A 12332-nucleotide genomic window follows, 5' to 3' on the forward strand; every position below is an offset into this window, starting at 1 on the left:
GACCCAGGTTACATCACCGTGCCTCAGCTTTACGGGTAGTCTCGCATCGGGCTGGGGAAAGTAAATTTTATGATCCTGATATTGAATGCCGCCACACATGAATGGATTATATCTGACAAGTCAGCACCAGTTTGCTAATAGGAATATATATGTACCCATTTAATAAAGATCTTTTAATGAATGAAGATCGCCAGGTCGTTATATTTTGATCTTTATTAAATGATCTGCTATCGATATCTTGTTGTATGTTTGCAATCCGGTACAAATAATATAATATTTATCTCAATACTAAAAAGAAAGAATGATTAGGCATGGCTAAAACAAAAGCAGTCAAAGAAGAGCCATTGGAGAAACAACTGTGGAAAGCTGCCGATAAGTTACGCAAAAATATCGACGCGGCGGAATACAAGCATGTGGTGCTGGGACTTATGTTCCTGAAATACATCTCCGATGCGTTCGAGGAATTGCATGACCGGCTCAAAAGCGGTGAAGGCGATCTTGCTGGAGCCGACCCGGAAGATAAAGATGAATACAACGCAGAGAATGTATTCTTTGTTCCCACCGAATCGCGCTGGTCACATCTGGTAGCACAAGCCAAGCAACCCGATATCGGCACCTATGTGGATGCCGCCATGGATGCGATTGAAAAGGAAAATCCATCGCTCAAAGGTGTACTGCCTAAAGTTTACGCACGGCAAAACCTTGATCCCACGTCATTAGGTGAACTGATTGACCTGATCGGCAATATCGCTCTCGGTGATGCCAAAGCACGTAGTGCGGATGTGCTCGGTCATGTATTCGAATACTTCCTCGGTGAATTTGCGCTGGCTGAAGGCAAGCAAGGCGGCCAGTTCTATACCCCGCGCAGCATTGTCGAATTGCTGGTGAATATGCTGGAACCGTACAAAGGACGGGTATTTGATCCCTGCTGTGGTTCTGGCGGCATGTTCGTGCAATCAGAAAAGTTTGTCGAGGAACATCAAGGCCGCATCAATGATATTTCCATCTATGGACAGGAAAGCAATCAAACCACCTGGCGTCTGGCGAAAATGAATCTAGCCATCCGCGGCATCGACAGTTCGCAAGTGAAATGGAACAACGAAGGCTCATTCCTGAACGATGCTCACAAAGACCTGAAAGCGGATTTCATCATCGCCAATCCGCCGTTCAATGTCAGTGACTGGAGCGGTGAACAACTGCGCGGTGATGCACGCTGGCAATATGGCACGCCACCCGCCGGCAACGCTAACTTTGCCTGGTTGCAGCATTTTGTGTACCACCTGTCACCCACCGGCATTGCCGGAGTGGTATTAGCCAAAGGCGCGCTCACATCAAAAACTTCCGGTGAAGGAGATATCCGCAAGAAACTCATTGCAGAAGGCAACCTGATCGATTGCATCGTTAACTTGCCGGGTAAGTTGTTTCTGAACACGCAAATTCCTGCAGGACTCTGGTTCATGAACCGTACGCGCTCAACGCAAAATGGCGGCAATCATCCGCGTAAGAATCAGATCCTGTTTATTGATGCACGCAACCTCGGCCATCTGATCAATCGCCGCACCCTTGAACTGACACACGAAGATATCCAGCAAATTGCCAGCACCTATCATGCCTGGCGGACAGATGAAGGTAGCTATGAAGATATCAAAGGATTCTGTGCCTCAGTGCCAGTGGAGCGCGTGGCTGAGCTGGATTATGTACTGACGCCGGGGCGTTATGTCGGTCTGCCGGATGAAGCAGACGACTTTAATTTCCCCGAGCGTTTTGCAGCGTTGAAGGCAAAGTTTGAGGCGCAGTTGCAGGAAGAAGCAGCATTGAATCAGGCTATTGTTGAGAGTTTGGCTAGGGTGAAGTTGTGAGTGAGTGGAATGAATACAAGCTTTCTGATGTTGCGATAAAGTTTGCAATGGGTCCATTTGGTTCAAACATTAAAGCTGAGAATTTCACTAATCAGGGTGTTCCTGTGATACGCGGAACAAATTTGAATTACTACAGGTATGTTGATGGTGAATTCGTATATCTGACCGACGAAAAAGCAAACCAACTAAAGTCTAGCAATTGTTTTCCTGGTGATATTGTAATTACGCATCGAGGAACTCTTGGTCAAGTAGGTCTCATTCCATATGGAAAGTTTGATAGATATGTAATATCTCAATCAGGTATGAAAGTTACCGTTAATCCGAATTTTCTAGATAGTAATTTTCTTCTTTATTTCTTTAAATCCAATATTGGACAACATGAATTATTGCAGCATGAATCACAGGTTGGCGTGCCGTCGATAAGTAACCCGTTGACATCGTTGAAATCAATTTCGTTGAAGTTGCCTCCTATTGAGGAACAAAAAGCCATCGCCTCCATCCTCAGCAGCCTTGACGACAAAATCGACCTGCTGCACCGCCAGAACAAAACCCTCGAAGCCATGGCTGAAACGCTGTTTAGGCAGTGGTTTATTGAAGAAGCGGAGATTCAGTCAAAACATCAATTAATTCTAGGAGAGTTAATTGAAAGTGTTTCGATAACACATAAATTCCAAACTGATAAGATTATTTTTCTTAATACTTCTGATATTTATAAAGGCGATGTTTTAGTTAACGTTCAAGTCAATATTAGCTCGTTACCTGGCCAAGCAAAAAAATCAATACAGCGGGATGACATTTTATTCAGCGAGATAAGACCAGCAAATGAAAGATGGGCGTACATATATTTTGATGCAGAAGACTATGTTGTATCTACAAAATTAATGGTGTTGCGATCAAAACGGATCTTGAGCCAAGCTTTTGTTTATTTCTACTTAACCAATTCTCAAACTGTGAGTTGGTTGCAAGTATTGGCTGAATCTCGATCAGGCACTTTCCCTCAAATAACTTTTGATCAGATAAGAGATTTAAAAATAAATATCCCTTCTGATTCAATCCTAAATAATTCTATTGAATGGTGCAAATCCACGCTCCAAAAATTAAATTCAAACACAGATCAAATCCGCACCCTCGAAACCCTCCGCGACACCCTACTCCCCAAACTGATGAGCGGCGAAGTGCGGGTAGCCCTATGACCAGACCCGTAGACAATATTGTGATTTACCAATCGGATGACGACCAGTCGCAGGTTGAAGTCCGATTGCGCGATGAAACAGTTTGGTTATCGCAGGCGCAGATGGCGGTTTTGTTTGACAAAGATAGCGATACCATTGGGCTGCACCTGAAAAATATTTACCACTCCGGCGAATTGGGTGAACCGGCAACTACCGAGGATTCCTCGGTAGTTCGGCAAGAAGGCGGGCGGCAGGTTAGGAGAACCATCAAGGTTTATAATCTAGATGCCATTATTTCCGTCGGCTATCGCGTCAATTCCAAAAAAGGCACCCAGTTTCGCATCTGGGCCAGTCATGTGCTCAAGCAATATCTGGTGCAAGGTTATGTGCTGAATGAACAAAAACTGCAAGCGCAACAACAGAAACTCGCTGATTTAAGACAGGCGATTGCTTTGTCTTCACGCTTGATCCAACAGAAAGACTTAACCGCTGCCGAATCACAAGGCATCTTGTCGATACTGGAAAAATACAGTCACGCGCTGACGATACTGGACGATTACGATCATCAGCGTTTACAGGTGACGGGAATCCAGCAAGCTGGACAGCTTAAAATTTCCTATGATGAAGCGATCCAGCAAATCCAGCTTTGGCGCAAACAAGAAAAATTGGGCGAGTTGTTCGGTAATGAAAAAGATGATTCCTTCAAAAGTTCATTGGAAACCATTTATCAAACGTTTGATGGCAAGGAGCTTTATCCCAGTATTGAAGAAAAAGCGGCTAATCTTCTGTATTTCATCGTCAAGAATCACTCTTTTTCCGATGGCAACAAACGCATTGCCGCCGCGCTGTTTGTTTGGTTTCTGGCACGCCACGATTATCTGCTCAACACCCATGGAGAAAAACGCATCGCTGACAATGCGTTGGTTGCTTTTACCTTGCTGATCGCCGAGAGCAAACCCGAGGAAAAAGAGACTATAGTGAAAGTCATTATCAATTTGATTAATGGCAATAATCCGTGAACATACGATTTTTACCTCTGGCTTGCTTCCACGCACAAGAAGGGGCATCATTCGATGATCCATTCGGAGACAAACCATGAGAACCACCATCGTATTGGATGACGAATTACTGCAAAAAGCACAAGCCTTAACCCATGTGCAGGAAAAATCAGCCCTGATCAGAGAAGCCTTGAAAGCCCTGATCGAGCGGGAAAGCGCCAAAAGGCTGGCGAATCTGGGCGGCACCGAACCGCAGCTGAACGCAATCCCACGCCGACAAACCGGCAAATCAATACCTGAATGATTCTGGTCGACACCTCGGTCTGGATTAATCACCTGCGTAACAACGATCCGCATTTAGTCCGCTTGCTGACTGACAACAGCGTATTAGGTCATCCCTTTGTGCGTGGCGAACTGGCGCTGGGCAATTTGCGCCAACGTAAAGAAATTCTGGCCGCACTGGATAACCTGCCCCAGGCACCCATTGTATTTACCGATGAAGTGAATTTTTTCATTGAGCAACGTGCCTTGTATGGCTTGGGTCTCGGACTGATCGACGCGCATCTGTTAGCTTCAACGCAGTTATCCGGCAACACCCGACTGTGGACACAGGATGAACGGCTTCTGGCAGCAGCATTACGTCTTAATTTGGCGGTATCGGTTCGAAATGACTAAACTCACTGAATCCGCCATCGAAGCGTTAGCGATTCAACACTTTGAGAGACTGGGTTACAGCCATATCCACGCGCCCGATATTTCACCGGATGGCGATCATCCTGAGCGTACCCGCTATGACGAAGTACTGCTCACCGGTCGATTAGAAAAAGCGCTTCAGCGCATCAACCCCGGCATGACTGACTCGAGTTTACAGGCTGGCTTGAAAGAAGTTGAACGCCTTCATTCACCTGAATTACTGACCAACAATGAAACTTTCCATCGCCTGCTGACCGAAGGCGTCAAGGTCAGTTACCAGCACGAAGGTAATGAGCGCGGCGATATCGTATGGCTGATTGATTTTGAAAACCCCGGTCATAACGAATTTATCGTGGCCAGTCAGTTCACGGTAATTGAAAACAACCAGAACAAACGCCCCGATCTGGTGCTGTTTGTCAATGGTATTCCGCTGGTCGTGATTGAGCTTAAAAATGCCGCCGATGAAAACACCACGATTAAATCCGCATTCCGGCAACTGGAAACCTACAAACGCAGCATCCCCAGTTTGTTTACTTACAATGCATTGCTGGTGATCTCTGATGGACTGGAAGCCAAAGCCGGTTCACTATCAGCAGGCTTCAGCCGCTTCATGACTTGGAAAACCGCCGATGGCAAGATCGAAGCTTCTCATTTGGTCAGCCAACTGGAAACCTTGATTAAGGGCATGCTGAGCAAGAAAACCTTGCTCGATCTGGTGCGGTATTTTGTGGTTTTTGAAAAATCCAAGAGAGAAGATCCGCAAACCGGTGTCATCAGCATCAGTACCGTCAAAAAGATTGCCGCCTATCATCAGTATTACGCTGTGAATGCAGCAGTGGCTTCAACCTTGCGTGCAGCGGACACTGGCCTTCATTCCAGAATTATGCAAAGCCCAGCCAGCTATGGTTTACCCGATGTGGCTCAGCAACCCAAGGGAGATAAAAAAGCCGGTGTGGTATGGCACACGCAAGGCAGCGGCAAATCACTGTCGATGGTGTTTTATACCGGCAAGATCGTGCTGGCACTGAATAATCCCACGATTGTCGTGATTACCGACCGTAACGATCTGGATGATCAACTGTTCGATACTTTTGCCGCCTGCAAGCAATTACTGCGACAAGAACCCAGGCAAGTGGAAAACCGCCAGCAACTCAAAGAATTGTTGCGCGTGGCATCCGGTGGCGTGATTTTCACCACGATCCAGAAATTCCAACCGGAAGAAGGCAACGTGTATGAAGAGCTTTCCGATCGGCGCAATATTGTAGTAATTGCCGATGAAGCGCATCGTACCCAATATGGGTTCTCTGCCAAAACGGTGGATGACAAAAGTGCCGACGGTGAAGTAATCGGCAAGAAAGTGGTGTACGGATTTGCCAAGTATTTGCGCGATGCTTTGCCCAATGCCACGTATTTAGGCTTTACCGGTACGCCGATTGAAAAGACGGATGTTAACACCCCCGCCGTGTTTGGCCATTATGTGGATATCTACGATATTGCTCAGGCCGTGGAAGACGGTGCCACAGTACGCATCTATTACGAGAGCCGATTGGCAAAAGTCGCTTTAAGCGAGGAAGGCAGAAAGTTAATCAAGGAACTGGATGATGAACTGGATCAGGATGAACTGACCGATACCCAAAAAGCTAAAGCCAAATGGACGCAAATGGAAGCGCTGATTGGCAGTGAGCGTCGTATCCAGAACATTGCGCAAGATTTGGTCAGTCACTTTGAAGCGCGCCAGGAAGTCTTTGCCGGTAAGGGCATGATTGTGTGCATGTCGCGCCGCATTGCGGCTGATCTTTATACCGAGATCGTCAAGCTGCGCCCTGATTGGCATTCCGACGATTTAAGCAAAGGCGTGATCAAGGTGGTAATGACGTCGGCCTCTTCCGATGGTCCGGTCATGGCGAAACATCACTCGACCAAGCAGCAACGCAAATTATTGGCCGAGCGCATGAAAGATAACAGTGATGAATTGAAGCTGGTAATTGTACGTGACATGTGGCTGACCGGATTTGATGCACCCAGTATGCACACGCTGTATATCGACAAGCCGATGAAAGGCCACAACCTGATGCAGGCCATCGCACGGGTGAACCGTGTTTATGGCGACAAGCCGGGCGGATTGGTGGTGGATTATCTCGGCATCGCCTCGGATCTAAAAGAAGCGTTGTCATTTTATTCCGATGCAGGCGGCAAAGGCGATCCCACCTTGATGCAGGAACAAGCTGTGCAACTCATGCAAGAGAAACTCGAAGTGGTGTCGGCGATGTACCATGGCTTTGCGTATGAAGATTATTTTGCAGCCGATACCTCGAAAAAATTAGCTTTAATCCTGGCGGCCGAGGATCATATTCTCGGATTGGACGATGGCAAGAAGCGTTATATCAATGAAGTGACCGCACTCTCTCAAGCCTTCGCCATTGCCATTCCGCATGAACAGGCACTGGATGTCAAAGATGAAGTGGCTTTCTTCCAGGCTGTCAAAGCGCGCCTATCCAAATTCGACAGCACGGGCAGCGGCAAAACCGATGAAGACATTGAAACCACCATCCGGCAAGTGATCGACCGGGCTTTGGTATCGGAACAAGTGATTGATATCTTCGATGCAGCCGGTATCAAGAAACCGGACATTTCGATTCTTTCCGAAGATTTCCTGGCAGAACTCAAAGATTATCAGCACAAGAATGTTGCGTTGGAAGTATTGAAAAAACTGCTCAATGATGAACTTAAAGTACGTGCCAAGGTTAATCTGATGCAAAGCCGATCATTGATGGAAATGCTAGAAAACGCGATCAAGAAATATCACAACAAAATTCTGACCGCAGCCGAAGTGATCGATGAACTGATCAAGATCAGCAAGGAAATCGTAGCCTCCGATAAAGCAGCTGAACAACTGGATTTATCCACTTTTGAGTATGCATTTTATACCGCCGTTGCCAGCAACGACAGTGCGCGTGAGCTGATGCAGAATGATAAATTGCGTGAACTGGCGATCGTTCTGACCCAACGGGTGCGTCAGAATGCTTCGATCGACTGGACCATCAAGGAAAGTGTAAAGGCTAAGCTAAAGGTGATCGTAAAACGCACCCTGCGACAGTTTGGCTACCCGCCGGATATGCAATTACTGGCGACTGAAATGGTGTTGAAGCAGGCGGCGAAGATTGCTAATGAATTGGCTGCTTGATGAGTAGGAAAAACGGATCCAAAGCCGGATCACAAAAAGTATGGAATTATTAACTGTGAATGTTGCCGGATGCTCGTTGAACTGGTTGTTTTGGTTACGACCCAACTCGAAAGTTGAGGTATGAATATGGCAACGTCCGCTCTGGGTTTGTTACCTGACTTATTGATGGCATCTGGTGAACTCAAGTTCAAGCCGTCTAAAACCCTAGGCTTCTTGTCCGAGAGCCCTGCTTTGACGCGGGTTTCTGATATAAGTCTGTATATTTCGTCGGTATTCCTTACAAACACCATACATTGGTGAACGCGTTATTTTCACCTTGAAAGTGGAAGACGCAGATACCGCTTTCGCAGGAGCAAAATCTAAATCACTCAACATCGTACTTGAGTTGCGGTCCGATGATTGGGGTCAACGCCACTTCTGCATCCAAGACCCGAACGGGGTATATTTGGACATTGTTCAGTCTTTTGAACCGACCGAAGAATATCAGAGAGATTATGTCTCGGAATAGGAGCCTCATAGACTTCAGCAATAGCGAAAAGAAAATTCCGGTCGGTTGAATGAAGTCGGGATATTTTCCGAATAAGATTTAAGGCGAGTTGGTACTGTTGGCGCACATCGCATGATCAAGGAGAGGTATCCGAATGAGACATTGCCGGTTTGTTACTACCTGTATTCATTTGAAGGGGCTTTGACTGACGAACATTGGGATGAAATCGGTGAGCACAGAAAACAGCAGTTCAAGGCACAAATCGGCTAACAAGGCGATGCACCGGACGCCTTCGGCGCCGGTGATCTTTGACGTTATGTCTGGCGTGAAATGAGTTTGGAAGTGTACAAATGAGAGAATGTGATGGTAAAGACTATAGTATATGAATGAGTCGTATGGCGGGACTCAGTCGCCGTCTTCATGCTCATTCGCCAGTAGTGTTTTTAGCGCATAGGCATCGACGTCGAATTCGGTGGTATCCGAAACCGCAGCCAGAACTAGGGGCGCAATGCGCGACCACTCTTCTTTGATCTCGAAATCACTGAAATTGACCGCGGTCGCCTCGGCGTACATTTCATTCATCAGCCGCTTTGCCCGCGCCTCGTAGGTCTCGATGTCAGTATTGGCTCCGGGAGGGATGTTTTCCTCGATCCAGTTCGATGCCCACTTATTGAATCGCATGCTCATGATTGCCCACCTATCTCCTGCATTGTAGTCTGGGCCGGTTTCCCGGGCCACTATAATCCAACCGATATTTCGGTCCAAGTAAATACAAGAATACTTCATAGTATTGAAGTATTCAATACTATGGTGCAGTATTATTTTATGGATTGGCTGGCGCTATCACCATCAATTTGATCGTTTAAAATTGATCACCAATAACAGCCGGCTTCTGATTCTACCGCAATGGCACACTCCAAATGCGGCAACTCGTATTTTATCGCTGTGCCAGAGAAGGCTCCAAACCGATTGGATGCGACACTTCCATCACCCGCTGCTGTTACTTGAAACCTTCGTCGATCCACAACACTTTCATGGCACTATTTACAGAGCGGCCAACTGGATCATATGGGGTAGCACCAAAGGGTTTCGTCCGCGCCAGCGCCCAAGGTTACCTACCCAACGCCTCGCCTAAATTGGTTTTTGTTTATGCGCTGCAACGCAGTACACAGCGCTTACTGTCTCAATCGTATTTAAACCCAGTCTATCAATGTGGAATACCAAAGCTCATGCTAACAGCGAATCAAATGAACGCAATACCCACTTTTTTTAAATCCATCCATGATCCGCGTCGCACACAGGATAGGCGCCATCGATTAGAAACGATATTGGCCATTGCCACGGGCGCTATTTTCTGTGGCCGGGTGGGTTATAAAGGTATCGCCGAATGGGCGCAATCACTCGGTCAGGATGCTCGCGCCCGCTTCCAGTGTTACTACAAACAGGAACGTTATCGTGCACCCAGTGAATACATTATTCGCGATACGTTGATCAGAGTTGAGCCTGCCTAAATTATTGCTGATCACTACAAGCGCAGAAATCCGGAGTATCAACAAGACTTTGCAGAATACAAATGATCAGGTGAATTACCCAGTCTTCCTACCCCAAAAGGGTCATACGATTCTTCAGATAGGTTTGAGTGGTATGGGCTTGTTCATAGTTCTGGAAATTTTGATCCTAGCATTGATACTCCTCCTAAATTTTATACTGAGGAATATCCTTATATTTCTTCCAATGAATCTGGAAACGCCTCGAATTTCCGGATGAATTCAGAGTCGTTCTGGCAACGGAATATGATTACGCTGAACAAATCAAAAAAATCCAAGACTTCTTCGACGAGCACCGGAAAAAAATAATGTATTGGAATCGCAAGGCACGGCACTCCAAAATAAATTCAAGTTGCAGCGTAAATAACCGCTGTGAGTAACAGTTTATATGAAGATTAATGAATGTTCCTTTCGTCCAAAAAATACTCTGGTTATCAAGTCTTTAAATCCTTCTAATAATGGGTATACAGGATCGAGACTACTATTACGAGAAACGTAATAGCGACAATGACAGAGGGAACCGTAAGCCAGCTACCAAAAACTTGCCCGATTTGTCATGGAAATTCTTTGTTAGAACTATCCTGATCTGGGTTCTTTTGGGGTTAGTTTTTCTAATAATTTTCGATCGCTATAAGTCGCTGCAACAATCCAGATCTCACGCTGAAATAAATGTGGATTCCAGAGTGCTCGTGCCACGCAATTGTGAAGCGTTACCATTGCATGGATCAGCTTATTTGTTTGATCCATCAATGAATCGAACCGATGTACTTTATGCCGGATTGGAGATAGAAAATAAGCACGATCATCCAATGGTGGCAATATTATTTGATCCAGCGAGTGCAAAACGACTCCTAGCCTTATCAATCACATCAGGTAATTCCAATCAGATCACCGTGCCGATTGGTCAATATGGAATGCAAGTTTTATTGGGATCTAACTGGTGCAATCTAGAAAGGGGATTCTCTGATGGCGCTATTGTGACAGTCGCTGGAGGAATTTCAGTTATGGTTGGCTCAACGACTTATATGCAATTCAGTGGCGCTGGTATTCGCCCAGTTAAGCTTGCTCTTGGCTATAGTACATTACAACCAGTAACCCCCCAGAATTTAAAACAGCCATCTGAAGTTATTGGCATTGGGAAACTTGATTTACTCCAAACACGCGACGGTCATTATTTTAGTTCGGGCACTGTCAACGGAGTGCCCGTTGTGTTCATGATTGATACCGGCGCTACAATCATATCGGTATCAACAGAGATCGCATCACAAGCGGGCATACAAAAGTGCATTCCTCAACAGACGACAACCGCCAATGGTAACGTCAATGCTTGTAAAGCTATCGTACCTGAAGTTACCTTTGGCAAGTTCAAGTTGTCCAATGTTGAGGTCATGGTTATGCCAAACATGCCTGGAAATGCTTTGTTAGGCATGAATGTATTGCGGAATTTTCATATTGAGCAGATTAATCAGGTAATGCGAATCTCTTCACGTTGATTCCTTGTCACCCGTTTTTTTACAATTCATCAATTCCTGTTAAATTAGCCGCAGCGATCCCACTTTTAACACAAACGCGTATAACGGTAATCCCACCATCACCGCAACAAATTTACGCGGTTATGCCGAGGTCTTTCTTATCAATTCCAGTTTTTCAAAGGATTCAATAGCGCATCAAAAATTATAAGACCAATTAAACTGTAATAGATCAATATAACGCACGTCACCATGCTGATTAATAATTGATCTTTGGATTAATGGCCCGACTTCAATCCTTCCATACTGTGCAGTTTGATAGCCTATTCCTGCATAGCTCCAGTTTTCACTATAAAGAGCATTTCTGTCCCCTGTTAAACTGAAATAGAATTCATTATACGTATTAACATAAAATTCCCCATCGTCCAATTCTTTTCCTCTCAATGGAATGAGGAGCGCTATCTGATACCGGAGTCTTGTACTGAGAGAGTTTGTATCGAGAGCTGTATTGTGAATAAATCTTTCTTCGAAGCGTGCCCGGTGGGTAAGTAACCCAAAGCTTGTAGCTTTGCCGAAAATGACCTGCTGAAACAGCCTGTTCTCATTTACGAAGTCCTCGGAAAAAGGATTGGTTCTCTGATAGATGTATCCTAGAAAAACAAAATTGAGATTTGGACTGTATTTATAAATAGGACTAGTTTGAAAATAATATTGTATATCAGTTGGGAATCTCGTCTTTCCGTAAGTATTGTCGATTAAGATGGGATGAGTAGAAGTAAAAACATTTAAATCCCATCTGTTATAAATTTCCTTGGTAATGTTGATTTGAGGTCGCAATCCGTAGAACTGTTGCGATTGCGCGATTACTGAATGGCTAAATATTATGAATATAATCACTAGCACTACTTTCATGCTATCCGCAG

13 protein-coding genes are annotated in these 12332 nt (G+C 45.5%); 11 read left to right on the forward strand and 2 right to left on the reverse strand.

The window, feature by feature from the left end:
* The first annotated feature begins 311 nt into the window (after window positions 1-311).
* The 8 genes from C7H79_RS10780 (at window position 312) to C7H79_RS18445 (ending at window position 8663) form a co-directional block, all read left to right on the forward strand.
* Window positions 312-1859, forward strand: a complete 1548-nt coding sequence (locus C7H79_RS10780; protein ID WP_106707275.1) for a type I restriction-modification system subunit M — start codon at window positions 312-314, stop codon at window positions 1857-1859.
* Complete coding sequence (locus C7H79_RS10785) at window positions 1856-3052, forward strand: restriction endonuclease subunit S (RefSeq protein WP_106707276.1); 1197 nt, start codon at window positions 1856-1858, stop codon at window positions 3050-3052. Before C7H79_RS10780 ends, C7H79_RS10785 begins: the two co-directional genes overlap by 4 nt.
* On the forward strand, window positions 3049-4050 hold the full coding sequence (locus tag C7H79_RS10790) for a virulence RhuM family protein/type II toxin-antitoxin system death-on-curing family toxin (RefSeq protein WP_106707277.1): 1002 nt from the start codon (window positions 3049-3051) through the stop codon (window positions 4048-4050). The genes C7H79_RS10785 and C7H79_RS10790 overlap by 4 nt, the downstream gene beginning before the upstream one ends.
* A gap of 76 nt (window positions 4051-4126) precedes the next feature.
* Window positions 4127-4333 (forward strand): type II toxin-antitoxin system VapB family antitoxin, encoded by a 207-nt coding sequence (locus C7H79_RS10795; protein WP_106707278.1) that lies wholly within the window; start codon window positions 4127-4129, stop codon window positions 4331-4333.
* Window positions 4330-4704, forward strand: a complete 375-nt coding sequence (locus C7H79_RS10800) for a type II toxin-antitoxin system VapC family toxin (RefSeq protein ID WP_106707279.1) — start codon at window positions 4330-4332, stop codon at window positions 4702-4704. The genes C7H79_RS10795 and C7H79_RS10800 overlap by 4 nt, the downstream gene beginning before the upstream one ends.
* Window positions 4697-7906, forward strand: coding sequence for a type I restriction endonuclease subunit R (locus tag C7H79_RS10805; RefSeq protein ID WP_106707280.1), 3210 nt, complete (start codon window positions 4697-4699; stop codon window positions 7904-7906). Before C7H79_RS10800 ends, C7H79_RS10805 begins: the two co-directional genes overlap by 8 nt.
* Before the next feature lie 316 nt (window positions 7907-8222).
* Window positions 8223-8414, forward strand: coding sequence for a VOC family protein (locus C7H79_RS19460; RefSeq protein WP_374058007.1), 192 nt, complete (start codon window positions 8223-8225; stop codon window positions 8412-8414).
* A 111-nt stretch (window positions 8415-8525) separates the two neighbouring features.
* Window positions 8526-8663 carry a TfoX/Sxy family DNA transformation protein gene (locus C7H79_RS18445; protein ID WP_197714623.1) on the forward strand — a complete coding sequence of 46 codons (138 nt, stop codon included), beginning with the start codon at window positions 8526-8528 and terminating at the stop codon, window positions 8661-8663.
* Between the two features lie 135 nt (window positions 8664-8798).
* On the opposite strand, the gene C7H79_RS10815 is transcribed toward C7H79_RS18445, so the two are convergent.
* On the reverse strand, window positions 8799-9080 hold the full coding sequence (locus C7H79_RS10815; RefSeq protein WP_106707281.1) for a DUF768 domain-containing protein: 282 nt from the start codon (window positions 9078-9080) through the stop codon (window positions 8799-8801).
* A gap of 181 nt (window positions 9081-9261) precedes the next feature.
* On the opposite strand from C7H79_RS10815, the gene C7H79_RS19465 reads away from it, so the two are divergent.
* The 3 genes from C7H79_RS19465 to C7H79_RS10835 all read left to right on the forward strand — a co-directional run bounded on the left by C7H79_RS19465 (window position 9262) and on the right by C7H79_RS10835 (window position 11433).
* Window positions 9262-9528 (forward strand): Druantia anti-phage system protein DruA, encoded by a 267-nt coding sequence (locus C7H79_RS19465; RefSeq protein ID WP_374058008.1) that lies wholly within the window; start codon window positions 9262-9264, stop codon window positions 9526-9528.
* Entirely contained in the window at window positions 9428-9904 is a 477-nt protein-coding gene (locus C7H79_RS18905; protein WP_106707283.1) for a transposase family protein, read from the forward strand. Before C7H79_RS19465 ends, C7H79_RS18905 begins: the two co-directional genes overlap by 101 nt.
* A 494-nt stretch (window positions 9905-10398) precedes the next feature.
* Window positions 10399-11433, forward strand: coding sequence for a retropepsin-like aspartic protease family protein (locus C7H79_RS10835; RefSeq protein WP_106707285.1), 1035 nt, complete (start codon window positions 10399-10401; stop codon window positions 11431-11433).
* Between the two features lie 174 nt (window positions 11434-11607).
* Here C7H79_RS10835 and C7H79_RS10840 read toward each other — a convergent pair whose 3' ends face one another.
* The gene (locus tag C7H79_RS10840) at window positions 11608-12321 is read right to left on the reverse strand and encodes a DUF2490 domain-containing protein (protein ID WP_106707286.1); all 714 of its coding nucleotides are present in this window, start codon (window positions 12319-12321) and stop codon (window positions 11608-11610) included.
* Window positions 12322-12332: the final 11 nt, after the last annotated feature.

Origin of the sequence: Nitrosomonas supralitoralis (genome assembly GCF_003011925.2) — a bacterium.
In the GTDB taxonomy this organism is placed as follows: Bacteria; Pseudomonadota; Gammaproteobacteria; order Burkholderiales; family Nitrosomonadaceae; genus Nitrosomonas; species Nitrosomonas supralitoralis.

Coding starts and splice junctions, on each gene's coding strand:
- C7H79_RS10780 (WP_106707275.1), top strand. CDS start 312: ATGGCTAAAACAAAAGCAGTCAAAGAAGAGCCATTGGAGAAACAACTG.
- C7H79_RS10790 (WP_106707277.1), top strand. CDS start 3,049: ATGACCAGACCCGTAGACAATATTGTGATTTACCAATCGGATGACGAC.
- C7H79_RS10795 (WP_106707278.1), top strand. CDS start 4,127: ATGAGAACCACCATCGTATTGGATGACGAATTACTGCAAAAAGCACAA.
- C7H79_RS10800 (WP_106707279.1), top strand. CDS start 4,330: ATGATTCTGGTCGACACCTCGGTCTGGATTAATCACCTGCGTAACAAC.
- C7H79_RS10805 (WP_106707280.1), top strand. CDS start 4,697: ATGACTAAACTCACTGAATCCGCCATCGAAGCGTTAGCGATTCAACAC.
- C7H79_RS18445 (WP_197714623.1), top strand. CDS start 8,526: ATGATCAAGGAGAGGTATCCGAATGAGACATTGCCGGTTTGTTACTAC.
- C7H79_RS10815 (WP_106707281.1), bottom strand. CDS start 9,080: ATGAGCATGCGATTCAATAAGTGGGCATCGAACTGGATCGAGGAAAAC.
- C7H79_RS18905 (WP_106707283.1), top strand. CDS start 9,428: ATGGCACTATTTACAGAGCGGCCAACTGGATCATATGGGGTAGCACCA.
- C7H79_RS10835 (WP_106707285.1), top strand. CDS start 10,399: ATGGGTATACAGGATCGAGACTACTATTACGAGAAACGTAATAGCGAC.
- C7H79_RS10840 (WP_106707286.1), bottom strand. CDS start 12,321: ATGAAAGTAGTGCTAGTGATTATATTCATAATATTTAGCCATTCAGTA.